The sequence below is a fragment of the Lactococcus garvieae subsp. garvieae genome, assembly GCF_029024465.1.
Taxonomy (GTDB): Bacteria; Bacillota; Bacilli; order Lactobacillales; family Streptococcaceae; genus Lactococcus; species Lactococcus garvieae.
In genome coordinates this window covers 1,323,670-1,339,875 of sequence record NZ_CP118950.1, presented here as the reverse complement: position 1 = coordinate 1,339,875, position 16,206 = coordinate 1,323,670, and the positions used below count along the sequence as shown (strand labels likewise).

The 16,206-nt window shown below is 39.1% G+C and carries 17 protein-coding genes; 16 read left to right on the top strand and 1 reads right to left on the bottom strand.

All coding sequences use genetic code 11. The annotated features are described in order from the left end of the window. Nucleotides 1-9 precede the first annotated feature (9 nt). Genes PYW30_RS06630 through PYW30_RS06620 form a run of 3 tightly spaced genes read left to right on the top strand, consistent with a single transcriptional unit; the run spans nucleotide 10 to nucleotide 1,491 of the window. Nucleotides 10-333 carry a hypothetical protein gene (locus tag PYW30_RS06630; protein ID WP_042219240.1) on the top strand — a complete coding sequence of 108 codons (324 nt, stop codon included), beginning with the start codon at nucleotides 10-12 and terminating at the stop codon, nucleotides 331-333. Between the two features lie 36 nt (nucleotides 334-369). After that, nucleotides 370-1,044 (top strand): WxL domain-containing protein, encoded by a 675-nt coding sequence (locus PYW30_RS06625; RefSeq protein WP_023889587.1) that lies wholly within the window; start codon nucleotides 370-372, stop codon nucleotides 1,042-1,044. A 21-nt stretch (nucleotides 1,045-1,065) separates the two neighbouring features. Then, complete coding sequence (locus PYW30_RS06620) at nucleotides 1,066-1,491, top strand: hypothetical protein (RefSeq protein WP_017370679.1); 426 nt, start codon at nucleotides 1,066-1,068, stop codon at nucleotides 1,489-1,491. A 45-nt stretch (nucleotides 1,492-1,536) separates the two neighbouring features. Here the strand turns inward: PYW30_RS06620 and PYW30_RS06615 are convergent, their stop codons facing one another. Further along, nucleotides 1,537-2,301, bottom strand: coding sequence for a class A sortase (locus PYW30_RS06615; RefSeq protein ID WP_042219241.1), 765 nt, complete (start codon nucleotides 2,299-2,301; stop codon nucleotides 1,537-1,539). Nucleotides 2,302-2,603: 302 nt separating this feature from the next. Here PYW30_RS06615 and PYW30_RS06610 point away from each other — a divergent pair, with 302 nt between their 5' ends. The 13 genes from PYW30_RS06610 to PYW30_RS06550 all read left to right on the top strand — a co-directional run bounded on the left by PYW30_RS06610 (nucleotide 2,604) and on the right by PYW30_RS06550 (nucleotide 16,205). Continuing rightward, entirely contained in the window at nucleotides 2,604-2,948 is a 345-nt protein-coding gene (locus PYW30_RS06610; protein ID WP_042219244.1) for a hypothetical protein, read from the top strand. Between the two features lie 15 nt (nucleotides 2,949-2,963). After that, nucleotides 2,964-3,785: a WxL domain-containing protein gene (locus PYW30_RS06605; RefSeq protein WP_023889584.1), complete on the top strand. Its 822-nt coding sequence runs from the start codon at nucleotides 2,964-2,966 to the stop codon at nucleotides 3,783-3,785. A gap of 26 nt (nucleotides 3,786-3,811) precedes the next feature. Next, nucleotides 3,812-4,597 carry a WxL domain-containing protein gene (locus PYW30_RS06600; protein ID WP_019299474.1) on the top strand — a complete coding sequence of 262 codons (786 nt, stop codon included), beginning with the start codon at nucleotides 3,812-3,814 and terminating at the stop codon, nucleotides 4,595-4,597. 35 nt (nucleotides 4,598-4,632) lie between these two features. Next, entirely contained in the window at nucleotides 4,633-5,346 is a 714-nt protein-coding gene (locus tag PYW30_RS06595; protein WP_023889582.1) for a WxL domain-containing protein, read from the top strand. A gap of 177 nt (nucleotides 5,347-5,523) precedes the next feature. Further along, nucleotides 5,524-6,654: a WxLIP family cell surface protein gene (locus PYW30_RS06590; protein WP_042219248.1), complete on the top strand. Its 1,131-nt coding sequence runs from the start codon at nucleotides 5,524-5,526 to the stop codon at nucleotides 6,652-6,654. Between the two features lie 63 nt (nucleotides 6,655-6,717). Continuing rightward, nucleotides 6,718-7,746 (top strand): WxL protein peptidoglycan domain-containing protein, encoded by a 1,029-nt coding sequence (locus tag PYW30_RS06585; protein WP_042219250.1) that lies wholly within the window; start codon nucleotides 6,718-6,720, stop codon nucleotides 7,744-7,746. Continuing rightward, nucleotides 7,743-8,312, top strand: coding sequence for a hypothetical protein (locus tag PYW30_RS06580; RefSeq protein WP_042219252.1), 570 nt, complete (start codon nucleotides 7,743-7,745; stop codon nucleotides 8,310-8,312). The genes PYW30_RS06585 and PYW30_RS06580 overlap by 4 nt, the downstream gene beginning before the upstream one ends. 12 nt (nucleotides 8,313-8,324) lie before the next feature. Further along, nucleotides 8,325-10,352 carry a hypothetical protein gene (locus tag PYW30_RS06575; protein ID WP_042219254.1) on the top strand — a complete coding sequence of 676 codons (2,028 nt, stop codon included), beginning with the start codon at nucleotides 8,325-8,327 and terminating at the stop codon, nucleotides 10,350-10,352. A gap of 33 nt (nucleotides 10,353-10,385) precedes the next feature. Continuing rightward, nucleotides 10,386-11,477, top strand: a complete 1,092-nt coding sequence (locus PYW30_RS06570) for a WxL domain-containing protein (RefSeq protein WP_042219256.1) — start codon at nucleotides 10,386-10,388, stop codon at nucleotides 11,475-11,477. A gap of 154 nt (nucleotides 11,478-11,631) precedes the next feature. Beyond that, the gene (locus PYW30_RS06565; RefSeq protein WP_232254474.1) at nucleotides 11,632-12,465 is read left to right on the top strand and encodes an alpha/beta hydrolase; all 834 of its coding nucleotides are present in this window, start codon (nucleotides 11,632-11,634) and stop codon (nucleotides 12,463-12,465) included. 24 nt (nucleotides 12,466-12,489) lie between these two features. Next, nucleotides 12,490-12,891, top strand: coding sequence for a hypothetical protein (locus tag PYW30_RS06560; protein ID WP_042219258.1), 402 nt, complete (start codon nucleotides 12,490-12,492; stop codon nucleotides 12,889-12,891). Between the two features lie 119 nt (nucleotides 12,892-13,010). After that, nucleotides 13,011-14,747, top strand: coding sequence for a ribonuclease J (locus PYW30_RS06555; RefSeq protein ID WP_017370693.1), 1,737 nt, complete (start codon nucleotides 13,011-13,013; stop codon nucleotides 14,745-14,747). A 135-nt stretch (nucleotides 14,748-14,882) separates the two neighbouring features. Next, entirely contained in the window at nucleotides 14,883-16,205 is a 1,323-nt protein-coding gene (locus PYW30_RS06550; RefSeq protein ID WP_023889574.1) for a TrkH family potassium uptake protein, read from the top strand. Nucleotide 16,206: the final 1 nt, after the last annotated feature.

Below are 16,206 nucleotides of genomic sequence, written 5' to 3'. Positions count from 1 at the left end.
GGAGCAAGGATGAAGCAAAGGATAGGAAGTATTGTAGGATTATTTTTAGTGAGCCTCCTTTGGCTGAGTGTAAATCCTGGTTCAGATGTTGCAGTCTCCTCCCTTGAAGGCTATGGACAGACTGGCTTTTATAGACAATATCAAAAACCTTCTGAACATGGCGCTGGCGATTTGACGGACCAAGAAAAAGCAGAGTCAGGTATAATAAAAAGTGAAAAGATACCCAATGCCGGTGATGCTCCAAAGATGCAATATGTTTTAATTGCAGTACTTCCCTTATTACTCATGAGTTTCTATTTTAAACAACTGCACAACGAAATACGTCAAGGCTAACAAAAAGATAAACTTCAAGGAAAGGAGGGAGAAATAATGAAAACCTTTATTGCGATGCTGTGCCTTTTGTCTTTTATCCAGTTGACAGACTTAGGAAAGGCAGAGGAAATGAAAGTCAACTATGGGAATGATGCGTCCATCCAGTATGCGATGGGTGAGTTTTCAATTGATTTTGTCAGCAGTCTGGATTTTGGGACCAATGAAATTTCTAACCAAAATCAAGTTTATTTTGCACAAGCTCAACGTTATTATAAATCGACACTTGTTACACCTAACTTTATCCAAATAACGGATAATCGGGGCACTTTAAAAGGCTGGACACTTAAAGTTTACGAAAAAGAACAATTTAAAGCAGAAGACTACTCTCAATATCAGGAATTAAAAGGCGCTTCTCTCTCTTTTGACAAACCTATTTTAGTGACGAATAACAATGCCCAACAGCCCCAAGCTTACGAGGTAAGGAACTTGGTACCGGGAATTGAAACGCTAGTGGCTCAAGCCAAGGTTGGGGAAGGTGCGGGCACTTGGATAATTCGCTGGGGAAATAAGGAAGATCTCTTTTCAAGAAAGTTTTCTACAAGTGCTAAAGACATCTCAAAATATTTTACTTCATCCGTTAGTCTTTATGTTCCAGGCGATACGCCAAAAGAGGCTACAACTTATCGTACCAACTTAACATGGATATTAAGTGAACTACCAGATAATCAATGAAATTAAAAAGGAGTACCCCTCATGAAAAAAGCAAATAAACGAGCATCTAAGATTACTTATTTGTTTGTTTGCGGGTTTGTATTGTTATCTTTTAGTTTAGTTGGGCCAAAGGCTCAGAGTGTTTCTGAGGCAGCTGAAATTATGAATCCGCTCTCACCTGACGATAAGGTTATACCCCAAAAACCAGAACCCATTACAGCACCACCGGCTTCAGAAGAGGAAAAAGAGCAAACGCCTTCTAAAAAGTCTGAATTGCAAGGTGATAGAGAAGAAGACAGACAAAAAAAGCAAGAAAAAAAGAAGAAAATCTTTTTTGCGCCAGACACAACAGTTGCACTTGAACATTCACAAAAGATTCGGATCTTGGACGGAGATACATCTACAGCAACAACGACAGGCAAAGTTCTGTCCATTATGTCAGGCCGCTTGCTCTTTGGGAGCAAGTAATAATAAATAAAAAAAATCACATCAGGTGATTTTTTTATTTATTTGTTATAGCCTCCAGATATAAATGAGAAAGACTAAAGCAAGAATCAGAACGACGAGTAATGGCAGCAGAAATTTCAACCAGTAAGTTTTTGTTTGAGTTTTTTGGATAGCGGTTTGCTTCTCATGGAAGGTAGATTGGATCTTTTTTACGGGTGACTCAGTTACTTTTTTAGCAGTTACAAGTACACGATAAGGAGTTTCTGTGGCACTATTACATGTGACTAAGTAGAGATAATTGGGGCCTTTATCTTGCAGTTCTGAAAGATCAGTTTCTCTAATGATACGGTTTGACTCAACTTTATAAGCATAATAGTGATCAAAGTAGCGAACATATACATCTGCACCGTTTTCTAGCTCTTGGATACCCCCGAAAAGTAGACTGGAGTCGTACTGTACATGATGGCCAATAACCGTCAAGCTCTGGGCTTCAGGATTGCGATTTGGAAAGAGGCTTACAGTGCCCTGAGCCATATTTTTTTGTGTCAATCCTACAAAGATGGGTTGACTGACGGCAACACTTGGTGCAACAATTTGTCCGACAGCACTTTTATCTTGATTCACAGAAGCATTAAGTACATCTTTTAAGCGAGGCGGCTGAATGGGCTCAGGAGCAGCAACATCTTTTGGAATATCCGTTCTTATGGTTTCTGTTTTCATAAGTTGAGAATGGGTGGCTATACTAAAATATTTTGAGAAAGGAATAGAAAGTAGGCCCAGCATTAGAATTAAGAGCAGAGTAATTAATATTTTTAAACGTTTTTTCTTCATTTTTGTTCCTTTCACATTTTTTTAATCATAGCAAAATGAAAATCTTTTGTAAATATACTCTTTTATTTTGAATTTGTAAGCCGTATTTTTTTTAAAATATAGAAGTTGTAGTCCCTTTGGTTATAAGGGGTTACAGCATTATTTTTTATTTTTTTTTGTTGAAAAAATTTAAAAGAAAAAAGACAGTAAAATAAGATTGACTTAAGAACAAGCCATGTGATTAAATAAGAGTGTGGTTTGAAGTGAGTGACGTCTAACTTCAAAACCTCAAATTAAATAAAGCTAAAAGAGTTGGAGGTGAAATGTTAAAGAAAATTTTATGTGTTATTGTTTTCCTGACAGTTACAGGTTCTCTGGGCGTTCAAGCTCAAGCAGAAGATGTAACATACAGCAATCGTGACAGTATCGGCTTTGTCGGGGAATATGATTTTAAGAATCAACAGAAAGATAACCAAGATAAAAATAATGGTTTAACTTCATCTGAAAATAGACAAATTGGAAATACGATTCCCAATGCTGGGGATTCAAACTCTTTGCCCTATCTCGTGTTCTCTGCTCTAGGAGGACTGCTCATCATACTTAGTACAAGAAGTATAATCAAAAATAATTACTCACAAAACTTAGAAAAAAGTTCTAGAAAGATTTAAGTAGGCGTACAACTTATGAACAAAATTATATTGAAATCAACTGCCACAGTGGCTACTTTGATGGTTATTGCTCCAATCGCAGCACCATCAGTATTTGCGGCAGATGCAAACTATTCTACGCCAGGAGATGTAGAATTTGTCACAGGCGACACGGGCACAAAACCAGTGGACCCAGAAAATCCAGGAGCAACAGTAGATCCAGAAAACCCAGATCCAAGTATTCCGGTATTGCCACCAGTAGAAGTAACAAAGGGTTTGAGCTTGGACTTTGCATCAAGTCTTTCGTTTGGACAACAAAAAATTAGCTCAACAGATGAAATTTACTATGCACATGGACAGAAGGTTCTTGATGGAAGTGGGACAGTCAGTGGTATTGTTCCCAACTACGCTCAAGTAACTGATGTACGGGGAACTTTTGCAGGGTGGACACTTTCTGTAGCAACAGATGGACAATTCAGAGAAAAAGGTACAGACATGACTGCAACACCAGAAGCGGGCGCTCCTCTTGGAACATACTTGAGCGGTGCACAACTTAAGTTCAGTAAAGGTGTATCAAACGGAACAGTTACTGGTGCGAAGCCTTCAAATGTTAATGCTTCTACATTCGCTTTAAGTACTTCAGATCAAGTGATCATGTCCGCTAAGGCTAATGAAGGTATGGGAACTTGGACCTATGCATTAGGAGCCACATCTGATTATGATGCGTCTGCAACAGCAAAAGATGCCGTTGCTACTCAATCACCAATCACCCTTACTGTTCCGGGCAGCACAGCTAAAAAAGCTTCAGGCTATACAACAAATCTTATCTGGAAACTTTCTGATACACCAGGAAACTAAAAACGGGTTGATGAAAGGCAGGTAGAATGAAAAAAGAACTCGTATATAGTACAAGCTTGATTCTGGCTGCGACAGTCTGCGCTGTTTCTTCAGAAAGTATTACAGCTGAATCTGTAAATTATTCATCGTTTGGTCAAGTTGGTTTTGTTGCTGGAAACGAGATAACTCCTCCTGTCAGTCCAGGCCCAGAAGAACCAGGTAAGCCTGTTTTTCCTGTATGGCCTGGAGGAGTTACCCCTCCACCAGGAACAGCGGGACCTTTATCCATAGATTATGCGTCATCGTTTGATTTTGGAATAAATAATATTTCCACTCAAGATAAAATCTACTATGCAAAGTCACAAAAGTATGCTGATTCGACATTGGAAACACCAAATTATATCCAAGTTACCGATAATCGTGGAACGACTGCGGGATGGACTTTAAAAGTTCGAGAAGTAGCCCAATTTCATCAAGAAAATGCAGCTGCAAAACATCCTGTTTTAGAAGGCGCAATGCTTTCTTTAGTTAATCCCCAAACAGTGTCTTTGAACGAGGATACGCCACCAACTGCACAAGAAGTACTTGACCTTGTTCCTGAAAAAGAAACAGTAGTGGCAACAGCAGAAAAGGGGGCTGGCGCCGGTACATGGATCATACGATGGGGCAGTGAACTTGTAACGCAAGATACACTGAACCAAGCGGAACAACGTGTAAAAGAGAACTTTAGTAAGGATGTTCAGCTTTTTGTTCCGGGAAAAACGGTTAAAGATGCGGCTTCTTACACTACACAACTGAATTGGATTCTTTCTGAACTTCCTCAGAATGGCTGAAAATCATACAAAAATAAAGAATAAGGAAAAGAAAAATGAAAACGAAAAAAATTATTTCTCTCACAGCACTTGCTTTAATTGCTTCATCTACTGGAGCATCAACAGTCTTTGCGGCTGATGGCGGAGTGTATAACTCTGACAGTACAATTACTTATACTCCAGCAAGTGGGCCAACTGATCCCGTTGATCCAGGTGACCCAGGAACCACAGTTGATCCTGAAGGTCCAAAAAATCCAGGAACTGATGGACCACTGTCCATTGATTATGCGTCGAATTTTAATTTTGGTACGCAAGAAATCACTTCTGCGGATAAAACATATTTTGCAGCAGCAACAACACTTACGGACAAAACAACACGTCCAAACTGGGTCCAAGTTACAGATAATCGCGGAACACTTGCTGGTTGGTCCCTTTCACTTCAAGCCTCAGAATTTACAAACGGTAAAACAGGTACAGGTTCTGTGTTGAGTGGTGCTACTTTGAAACTTGAAAATGGTCATATAGTTTCAGCTTCAGATGCAGCAGCAGACCAATCTGTAGCTTCTGTAACCTTAACACCTGGTACTTCATCAGGAACAATCCTTGGCGCGACTGCCGGTAAAGGGGCAGGTACAAACTTGCTGGTTTGGGGAGATGATACAACTAAAGCATCTTCTGTTTCATTGGCGGTTCCAGGTAAAACAACAAAATTAGCTGATACTTATCAATCAACTCTGACATGGACATTGACAGATACTCCAGCAAACTAAGTTTTTTAGCTTTTATGTGAAAGCACAAAGGGAAGATACTTATCAAGTAAAAGCGAAACTCACAGTATTATAAATTTTTCAAAGAACGATATTTCCCTCTCGCAAGAGAGGGAAATAAGGCATTATTTATACAATTATTATTCATCTTCAAAATATCATAGTCGAGGTTATACAAAAATGAAAAACTTAAAAAAATGGGTCGCTCTTACAGTTGCACTGACAGGGGTAGTTGCCTTTGGAAAACCGGCTTTTGCCAACCAGTTTAACTTTAGTGTAAAAGCAATTCTTCCGGAAAATCAAGCAAGCAAGGCATCTTATTTTGATCTTCTTATGACACCAGGGCAAGAACAGACACTTACTGTAGAACTGAGCAACTCAACGGACAAAACAGTTACTGTTGAGCAAGGGTTAGCAAGTGCAACGACCAACCTAAACGGGGTCGTAGAATATTCGCCCAATAAAATCAAGCCTGATGCTTCATTAAAGTATAATATGAAGGACTATGTCAAGCTTGATAAAGAAATTGTCCTCGCTCCCAAAACGACAAAGACCGTAAAAATCAATGCGAAAATGCCCAATTCAGCTTTTAAAGGCTATATGGCTGGCGGATTGACATATAAGGAAAAGTCGAGTGAGGAAAAAACAACAGACACTAAGGGAATCAGTATTCAAAATGAATATGCTTATGTGGTTGCACTTTTAATGAGTCAATCGCAAGATAAAGTAAAGCCAGATTTGAAGCTGACAAAAGTTTCTCCGGATCAAGTCAACTATCGCAATGTCATCAATGCTAACTTGCAAAACCCGACAATGGGCTACCTCAATCAAATGCAGTTATCCGCAACAGTTAAGGGATTGGATAATCCGAAGATTGAGTATAAATCAAGTAAAGAAATGATGCAAATGGCGCCAAATTCTAACTTTGACTATCCTATCTCTCTGGAAGGTGAGAAATTACAAGCAGGCAAATATCAAATTAAAATGCTGGTCCATGGTCAAAAAGACGAAAATGGAAAATATCTTGTTAAAGACGATAAAGGAAATGAAACAAGATATAGATATGAATGGACCTTTACAAAAGATTTTGAAATCGCAGCGGACAGAGCGCGTGAGCTTAATAAAAAAGATGTGACCATAAAAGAAGACAATTCTTGGATAAAATGGTTAATCCTTGCCCTGATTCTCTTACTTTTGATCTTTATTCTCTTCTTTATCCTTTGGAAACGTCGTAAGAAAGAAGAAGACGAAAAAGCAGCTCGCATTGCTGAGCTTGAGCAAAAATTAAATGAAAAAGAAAATAAAAACTAAAAATTATCGGCCGTTTTTGATTCTTGATATACTAGCGGAGATGTAAGAAGAGAGGTGAAATAAATGCAAAAAAAGATCATCACACATTCACTTTTATTTTTTGTAACATTTCTGTGCGTGATAACGAGTGGAAAAAATGTCCTTGCTCAAGATATTGGTGGTGCAGATTTTTCTGCACGCCCGATACTTGAAAAACACCAGACAAATAATAAAACAGGCTACTGGTGGCTTGATGTTAAACCTGGCGAAGAAATCAATTTAGAGATTCAGATAAACAATGGCAAGCAGAAGAATACTTTTGACATTACTTCAAATCAAGCCGTTACCAATCCGAATTTTGTGATAGACTACAGTTTAAAAAAAGAGGAAGCCCATAAGTATCTTTCCAGTACGAAACTTTTCGATTTTTATAATAATGTCTTCATTGGTGACAGTAAGAACCCGGGCAGTAAAACCATCGTTTTACAAGCAGGTGAATCCAAGAAAATACCGATCAAGATTAAGATTCCTGCTTCTTGGAAGAACAATATTTCGATAGGGGGAATCAATGTTACGCGTCGGGCCACAGAAGAAGAGAAAGGGCAAAGCTTAGTGAATATTTACAGCTCAGCTTTTGCGCTGATTCTTCAGTCCGGTAGGCAAGACGACTCTTTTTCAGTTTCTTTGTCTGCAGGTGATTTGAAAACGGATGAACAGTCTATTCGGCTTCAAAATTATAAAGACACTCTGCAAGAAAAAACAAAACTACAAGCAACAATAAAAGATCAAAAAGGCACACTGTACTCAAGTTTAGATTATAGCTCAGGAACAATTGTTCCCTATGCCAAAATTGACTTGCTCCTAAATGTAAAAAAAGAATTACAAAAAGGGAAGGAGTATGAGCTGAGTATCACGGCGACCAAAGAAGATAAAACTTTAAAGGAGACCTATCTCCTTAAAGTTGATGATAAAGGAAAGGTCCAAGTGACATCAGCGCTTAAACCTCAAAAAAATAAAAGCTTTCAATTAATATTGCTTGGTTTAGCTGCTTTAGCGATAGGTGGAGCAGGAATAATAATTTACGGAACAAAGAAAAGAAAGGTAAAAAAATGAAAGGGAAAATGAGACGCCTCATCCTAATTTCCTTGATGACTGGTACGGTTTGGCAACAACAGAGTACCCAGGCAGATACAGAGATAGATAAGGATAATGGCAGCGCAAATACTTATATCAGTGTTACTGCACCTACAACTGATAACCTCTACCTTACACAAGCTCCAGACTTTAACTTTGCAAATACGGAAGCTTCTACAAAAGGCTCTGTAACGACAGGAGGTACAGTTCCTTATAGTATAGTGAATATCACTGGAAATGCTAACGGATATAATTTACAACAGAAAATTAGTGATTTCACAGGAACTATTAATGGTAAAGTAACAACGTTACCCTTAAAATACTTCAAAATTACTGTTGCTGACAATGCTTCGGGTACGATAAAAGGGAGTAATGCGGTCAACATTTTGGGACAAGCAGGGCGAGTTTTGACAGGGCAAACAAATGCTCAAGGAAACCAAAGCAGTGGAGCTGCAACTGCTGAAATTCAGTTGGATACAACTCAAACCATAACACCCGGCGCTTACCAAGCTACGCTTACGAATACACTTGTACAAGGTTTATAAGGAAATAATTTTATGAAAATAAATAAAAAATATATCACTCCACTCTTGATAGCGGGTACGATTTTGACCTTAACAGTAGTAGGAGAAAAGGCTGATGCAGCAGTATTGACGGGCAATGTAGATACTTCTGGTGCAGTTACAGGAACTGCAGGCGCGACATATTACAGTACGAACAGTTGGAAAGACATGTTGGATACCTATCAATCGGTCACTCCAACTGCGGCGTCTAATCATACGATTTATTTTGATGTTGTTGGGGATGTAGCAGGTAATACAAGTATTGGAGGGAGTGGTTACTCAAGTACAACCAATACAAATAGTGGAGTTTCAATTGTTGAAGGAAAAAGTTTGTCTATTAATGGTAATGGACATATGCTCTATTTAGATACGGATACGAACTACACGACAGCGGGGTCAGGATCGGGGGCTGGTGGCGGAACTATTCGTGGGCCGTTTCGTGTACCTAATGCTGGTGTAAGTAACTCTACAACCTTAGCAGTTAAAAATGCCAGTATAACAAACAATATTACCGGCGGGATATTTCAATCAGCCGGTACAGGAGGATCCGCTCCAACATTTGTTTATGAAGACGTGACAGTGACAAATGGAGCGCCACGTGCTGGTGCTCAACCTATCCGAAATGACAATGGTAAAATACTGTTCTATGGAACAAACACTTTTAATATTCAACAAGAAAATAATATGACTTCAGTAGGACTAACTGGGGCTGATAATCAAGGGGAATGGATTCAAGGTGGAAAATGGGTTGAAGTTGTCACGGGAACAACAACGCTAAACCAAAACTGGGGCTATGATCAACCTTATTATACATATTATAATAACTCGCATACCATGAAAGTAGATGACAGTGCCCAACTTGTTTGGAATTTAAATGACACTTATTGTATGTATTATGATGATGGGAATAGTGGCCCGATGGTGTGGGACATTGGTAACAACGCTGCTTTTGATATAAAAGGTACAGCTGCTACAGCTGCAAGGTACAGTGGTGGATGGTTCTTTGCTGTTGCCAATAATTCATGGACAGTAAATATCGGCAATAATGGGAGATTGGCCGTAACAACTGGTGGCGGACGGATTAATGTTAATGGCTTTACAGGAACAGGCGTTGTCAAATGGAATGTTGGACAAAATGCAACTTTACTTTTAAATAATTTAAAAACTTCTGGTAGCCTAGTGTATGGAAATCCGGGAGCGGGAAGTGGTATAACATTAGATGATCCTAAAGTAGTGACCCTAAATACTCTAGGAGGGTCAGTTTTCGATCCCACTGTGAATTCAAGTAACAATTTTCCTATAACGATAGCAGGAAATGGATTAAGGACTCATACTTCAACAACAGCAGCCGTATTTGATGCAAATCTCCCAGATTTGGTTACACCTAACCAAAATAATCTGAGCACGGGAGATATCTGGTACAGGCAAAACACAGGAACAATCACTGGCTTAGGTGCTAACGCTAGTTCTGCTTTAGTACCTAATAATTATTCGAGTGCAGATTTAACAGGTATGAAAACTGCCAAATATATATCCTGGTATCAGCCGATAGGCTTCTGGATGGATGCAGCTAAATCATCTATGGCAAGAAGTTTTAATATCTCTTTAAATCCCAACGATAGCAACGGCACACCAGCCGATAGCTCATGGTCAAATTTAATTAATGGAAATGAGACACAAACCTTGGTTGTAGGGGATGATCGGGGACAAGCACCAAACTTTAATCTTTCGGTAACCATGATGCAAAATAATTTTGCAGATAATATCGACTATTATTGGAGCAATCCTGCCAATCCAGCAGATAACAAAACTTTGGGTACTGGCTTGGCTGTGTCTATTGCCTCAGTAACTTCAGATACAAGTTTGCCTTCTTTTATTTCAATGGCGAATGCAGGGCAAAATTATACATTGACTGCTCCACAAACTTCAGGAATAAAAATTAAAGCAAAAAACACACTATTGACGCAAACAGGAACACCATCTGGTGTCTTTAAATATACCATCGCAGATGGACCAGCATAGGAGGAGAGGAGAAAAATGAAACGATTTTTTATAATGGGTGCAGTTTTGTCTGTTGCTCTTCCAAGTATGCTTGCAGTTAATAAGGTGTCAGCAGCAGTTCCCGTTATTGCACCTAAGGCAACGATAACGATCACTCAAAAGCTTACAGCAGGAAATATTATTCTCTCAGAAAGTATGGCAAAGACGCTTACTGAAAGCCAACTTCAATCTTTCATGGAAGTAAAAGGGCAAGATTTATCAGGCCTGAAGCTTGATGGAAATACTTTAGCGACTGCCAATGCTGGGCTAAAGGGTAAAGATTATATTGATATTCCGGTTACATGGTCAACGACAAATGAAACAGCGCAAGCACATCTTGTCGTGGTTTCTGATGATGCAGTCATTTCCTCTGATCGTCAGAGAGCGATCAATGCATATCCCGTAACTTTAGGGCAGGATATCGCGAATACGATTGGAGCAAACAGTGATCAACCAACACTTGATTATTATACGCAAGCGAAAGCTTATCATTCTGACGGAACAGTGAGTTCAGCTGCTTTAGAAGATTCTGCTGCATACTTTACGGCCTTGAAGAATGCTCAATCTAATGACATTGTCGATGTGACTTATAATTTTTCGAGCTCAGATAAAAGCATTTCAAAAACTGTTGCTATATCAATATTTACGGGGAGTCTAAATTTCACCAGTGCACCATCAACAATGGATTTTGGACAGCTAAAAGTTAAAAATAGTAATGTGGTTGATTTTCCTGCCTATACTCAAGATCTCGTGGTTACAGATACAAGACAAAGCAGCAAAAATACAGGATGGACAATGTTTGTTAAAGAAACTCAGCCGTTAGTTGAAGTTGATGCTACAGGCACACCAATTACTGGCGGTCATTCACTTGCTGGGACTTTATTCTTTAGTGCTGATGGCACCAACAATACCGCGCTTTCAGCAAGTAATGCTCAAGTAGAAAGTCAGCCAAGTGGCACAAATGGTGGAACCTTTAATCTCAGTCAAAATTGGGGGAGCACAACGAAAAAAGGACTCTATCTTGATGTACCTGTGACTCAACAATATGCTGCAAAATATAAAGGAGAACTGACGTGGACATTGTCGGATGTTCCAGGTAATAAATAAGAAGAAAAAGGAGATTTTAAATCTCTTTTTTTTATGAAGAAGAAAACAAGTAAAGTTGTCACGCAAGTCATGTTATAATATGCTCATGTTAACTTTTTTAATAATAGTACTGGTTCTCATTTTTTTAGTTCTTATGTTTAGCTTAGGTCTATTCATGTTTATTGAAAATAAAAATCGCAGCATTTGGATTCAACAACCCCAAAGAAATGATCCTCTGTATGCCGAATGGTACGCGTTCATGCAAGCTGAAAAAGAAGAGTGGTGTTTACAGACACACGATAATTTAACGCTTAAGGCGTGGTATTTACCAGCTACCAAGCCGACAAATAAGACGATCTTATTGGCCAATGGCTATAAATCTGTTCGAGACAGATATGGTGCTTTTGGTTGGCTCTTTCATGAGCTGGGCTACAACGTTCTCATGCCGGACTATCGTGCAGGTGCAAAAAGTCCAGGAAAATTCATTGGTTTTGGCTGGTTAGACCGTAAAGATAATCTAGGTTGGATTAAACAGATTATTGAGAAAAACCCAGAAAGTGAAATCGCAATGTTCGGTATTTCGATGGGAGCCTCTGCCACAATGATGCTTTCAGGTGAAGACTTGCCTGAACATGTTAAATGTTTTATTGAAGATTGTGGTTATGATACGGTTTGGAACGAGTTGGCGCATAAAGCAAAGCATGATTATCATTTGCCACCATTTCCGCTGATTCACCTCCTTTCTTTTTGGTCTAAACTTTTTGCGGGTTACGATTGGAAGGAAGCCTCGTCAATTACGCAATTAAATAAAAATACGAAGCCCTTCCTCTTTATTCATGGAGATCAGGATACTTTTGTTCCCATGGAAATGGTCTACCGAAACTATGAAGCGACGAAAGGGCCAAAGGAAATATATATTGCAAAAGGCGGTCGACATGTGCGGTCTTACGAAATAGATAAAGAAAAATATCGAGAAGCAGTAGCAAATTTTTTAAAGACTTATTTGTAATTGAAAGAAAAGCGAGGAGCTGGGATGTACATAAGCGCAGAGGAGATAGAGGACTACATTGCACAGTCACCTGATCCACAACTTTTAAGACAAGTTACGCAATTGGTTGGGACAGTGTTTCCAGAGGAAGACTTGCGTTATTTTGATAATGGAAGAACATTTTCAGCCCTCGCTGTGGGATCAAATCCTCACCCAAGTCCTGGTTATGAAGAAGCTGGAATGCTTAATATTTCTGCTCAAAAAAATTATGTTGCGCTCTATTTTTATGGAAGTAATGTGGCTTTACAGGAGCGATTTCCAAAATCAGCGATAGGACGAGGTTGTTTGCGGATTAAAAATCAAAAATTTTTCGCAAAATACGCAGAGGATATACGGGAAAGCTTAAAAATATTAAGTGACGATAAACCGCATGATATGAGGGATTGACGCATATTTGATTGATTTTTTGCTTGCTTTGAGTTATACTTATAATAAGTATTCTCGGTAGGGATTGGAATGCCAATCCCTTTTATTACGAAATAAGAAAGGTTTAAATTAATAAATAAATGGCAGATATAAAAATTACACCCTTAGGCGGTGTACGCGAATTTGGTAAAAATATGTACTTAGCAGAGGTGAACGAACAAATCTTCGTTCTCGATGCAGGACTGAAATATGCAGACAGTGATATGTTAGGGATTGACTTTGTTATTCCGGATATTGACTATTTGGTTGAAAATGCTGATCGTGTGGCGGGAATTTTCTTGACACATGGCCATGCGGATTCGATTGGCGCATTACCTTATATCGTTTCAGAATTACGTGTCCCTGTATTTGGGAGTGAACTGACGATTGAACTTGCAAAGATCAATGTGCGTAACTATGACGGTAGCAAGAAATTTAAGGACTTCCACGTGGTCAACGAAGAAACAGAAATTGATTTTGGTCAAGCTGTAATTTCCTTCTTCTCCACAACACATACAATCCCAGAATCAATGGGGATTGTCATTGGAACGGACTCTGGGAACATTGTTTATACAGGAGATTTCCGCTTTGATCCAGCCGTTGCTCCTGGTTACCGTACAAACATGCGACGCCTCGCTGAAATTGGAAGCAGTAAAGTCCTTGCTTTACTTTCAAGCTCACCAAATGCTTTGTCAACAGCTCAATCTGCAAGTGAACATGAAATCTACGAAAAAATATTCGATACAATTGATGAAGCACAAGGCCGTGTCATCATTGCTTGTAACGCAGGGAATCTCGGGCGCATCCAACAAGTAGTCGATGCATCAATCAAGCTTGGACGCCATATCGTCTTTACTGGGCAAGATATGGACCAAATCGTTGAAACAGCAACGCGTTTGAAAAAGTTGCAAATTGAAGATAAAAAAGCAATCATTAAACCAAATGAAATCAGTAAATACGCTGATGATGAACTTGTCATCATTGAAACAGGTCGCATGGGTGAACCTTTAAAAGTTCTCGGTGACATGGCGCACAAACGCCACAAATGGGTGAAAATTAAAGAAGGAGATGTAGCGTTTGCTGTAACAACTCCTTCAGTAGCTTATGAAACATTAGTGGCACGCATTGAAAATGACGTTTATCGTGCAGGTGGTGTGATGAAGATGTTGGGCGGAGATTTAAAAGTTTCAGGTCATGCCAATGCGCGTGATTTGCAATTTATGATTGATATCTTACGACCTAAAAATCTTATCCCTATTCAAGGTGAATACCGTGAGTTACGTGCACATGCTGAATTAGCCATGGAAATGGGCATGCTCCCAGAACACATTTTCATCGCTAAAAAAGGGGAGTCTGTTTCGTTTAATAAAAAAGACGAGATGATCCCTGCAGGTGCTGTGCCAGCAGAAAACGTAATGATTGATGGTTCGGGTATTGGTGACATTGGCTCAGTCGTTTTACGTGACCGTAAAGTTTTGTCAGAAGACGGTATTTTCATTGCTGTTATCACGATCAGTAAGAGCGACCGTAAAATCATCAGTCAAACACGTGTCCATACGCGTGGCTTTGTCTATGTCAAAACATCACGTGATTTGATGAAAGATGCAGGAAATTTGGTTAATGAAACCGTTGAAAAATATCTTGCAGGAACAACTTTTGACTGGTCAGAACTTAAGGGCGCGATTCGTGATGCTCTTGGTAAATTCCTCTACAACCAAACACGTCGTAAACCAGTTGTTCTTCCTGTCGTGATGGAAGCTCGTGCACCACAAGAATTAACACGTCGCTACAAGAGCAACAAAAAGAAAGCAAATAAAGCCACTGAAAAGTCTGAATAAGACTTTTCGGAGAGTGTGTTTGTTCAAGAACGTTGAAAAATTATCATATAGTAAAGGCCTGTCTTTTGCTATATTTTTTTGATAATGGCAAGTTCTCACAGTACAGTAACTACAGGAGAGTAAAGCAAGCATCTTATGCAGAAAAATTTAAAAAAATTAACAGCTTTGCAGATTATTTTTATCGCCTTTTTGACCCTTGTCATTGTGGGCGGGACACTGTTGAGTTTACCGATTTCCTCCAAAACAGGACAATTTACTCATCCTATCGATGCGCTCTTTACAGCTGTATCAGCAACTTGTGTTACAGGTTTGACAGTCATTGATACAAGCGCTCACTGGTCGCTTTTTGGTCAAGTCATCATACTTCTATTGATTGAAATTGGTGGGTTAGGATTTATGACTTTAGTTGTCAGTATCTTTTTATTGCTCAATCAGAAGATGTCGCTTAAGTCGCGGTTGATTATTCAAGAATCTTACAGCTTATCCGATATGAGCTCAGGCGTTCGCGTTGTTATGAATGTATTAATCATTTCTTTTCTCATTCAATTTTGTGGAAGTGTCCTCTTGTCCTTTGCTTTTGTACCAAAGTTTGGACTGGTTAAAGGTTTATGGTACAGTGTGTTTCATGCAATTTCGGCTTACTGTAATGCTGGATTTGATTTGTTTGGGAATTCACTCATGCTTTATGAACATTCACCTTATGTCTTAATGGTCATCGCCTCCATGATTGTATGCGGAAGCTTAGGTTTTATCGTTATGATGGACTTGCTTAACTACAAAAAGCAAAGAAAATTGTCCTTACACACACGTCTGGCACTGACAACAACGACTTTTCTTATTTTTGGCGGCATGATACTCTTTTTAATCTCTGATTTTGAAAGTGTAAGTAATAATCCAGCCATTTTTACCATGCAGAGTTTATTCTTATCCATTTCCCAGAGAACTGCGGGTTTTTCTATTCAAGAATACACCCTGTTCAGTCAGGCCAGTATCTTTTTGACAATCATGTTGATGATTATCGGTGGTACATCTGGCTCTACAGCTGGCGGTTTAAAAACGACAACGATTGGTGTTTTAGCCCTTAACGTCCGCTCAATCATTAAACGTGACAAGCACACGAGTTTTAAAAATAGAACGATTCCACAAAGTGTTGTCAAACAAGCTTATGAGTCAGTCTTTCTCTATTTCTTTATGATGGTTATTGCAACGTTTGCCTTGCTCTTAACCAATCCAAAATTCCGCGTGGATCAGCTCTTGTTCGAAGTTATTTCTGCTCTATCGACCGTAGGGCTAAGTATGGGAGTAACTCCTGGACTCAATGTTCCCGGCAAAATTATTGTAGGGCTTCTTATGTTTATCGGACGCGTTGGTGTCTTTACAATTATTTATTCTCTGAATGCCAAAGACAGTCATGAGTCGCTTTATAAATACCCTGAAGAAAAGGTAATGGTAGGTTAAT

Bases quoted from the DNA above. Each gene is read 5' to 3' on its own strand.
- PYW30_RS06630 (WP_042219240.1), top strand. From the start codon at position 10: ATGAAGCAAAGGATAGGAAGTATTGTAGGATTATTTTTAGTGAGCCTC.
- PYW30_RS06625 (WP_023889587.1), top strand. From the start codon at position 370: ATGAAAACCTTTATTGCGATGCTGTGCCTTTTGTCTTTTATCCAGTTG.
- PYW30_RS06620 (WP_017370679.1), top strand. From the start codon at position 1,066: ATGAAAAAAGCAAATAAACGAGCATCTAAGATTACTTATTTGTTTGTT.
- PYW30_RS06615 (WP_042219241.1), bottom strand. From the start codon at position 2,301: ATGAAGAAAAAACGTTTAAAAATATTAATTACTCTGCTCTTAATTCTA.
- PYW30_RS06610 (WP_042219244.1), top strand. From the start codon at position 2,604: ATGTTAAAGAAAATTTTATGTGTTATTGTTTTCCTGACAGTTACAGGT.
- PYW30_RS06605 (WP_023889584.1), top strand. From the start codon at position 2,964: ATGAACAAAATTATATTGAAATCAACTGCCACAGTGGCTACTTTGATG.
- PYW30_RS06600 (WP_019299474.1), top strand. From the start codon at position 3,812: ATGAAAAAAGAACTCGTATATAGTACAAGCTTGATTCTGGCTGCGACA.
- PYW30_RS06595 (WP_023889582.1), top strand. From the start codon at position 4,633: ATGAAAACGAAAAAAATTATTTCTCTCACAGCACTTGCTTTAATTGCT.
- PYW30_RS06590 (WP_042219248.1), top strand. From the start codon at position 5,524: ATGAAAAACTTAAAAAAATGGGTCGCTCTTACAGTTGCACTGACAGGG.
- PYW30_RS06585 (WP_042219250.1), top strand. From the start codon at position 6,718: ATGCAAAAAAAGATCATCACACATTCACTTTTATTTTTTGTAACATTT.
- PYW30_RS06580 (WP_042219252.1), top strand. From the start codon at position 7,743: ATGAAAGGGAAAATGAGACGCCTCATCCTAATTTCCTTGATGACTGGT.
- PYW30_RS06575 (WP_042219254.1), top strand. From the start codon at position 8,325: ATGAAAATAAATAAAAAATATATCACTCCACTCTTGATAGCGGGTACG.
- PYW30_RS06570 (WP_042219256.1), top strand. From the start codon at position 10,386: ATGGGTGCAGTTTTGTCTGTTGCTCTTCCAAGTATGCTTGCAGTTAAT.
- PYW30_RS06565 (WP_232254474.1), top strand. From the start codon at position 11,632: ATGTTTATTGAAAATAAAAATCGCAGCATTTGGATTCAACAACCCCAA.
- PYW30_RS06560 (WP_042219258.1), top strand. From the start codon at position 12,490: ATGTACATAAGCGCAGAGGAGATAGAGGACTACATTGCACAGTCACCT.
- PYW30_RS06555 (WP_017370693.1), top strand. From the start codon at position 13,011: ATGGCAGATATAAAAATTACACCCTTAGGCGGTGTACGCGAATTTGGT.
- PYW30_RS06550 (WP_023889574.1), top strand. From the start codon at position 14,883: ATGCAGAAAAATTTAAAAAAATTAACAGCTTTGCAGATTATTTTTATC.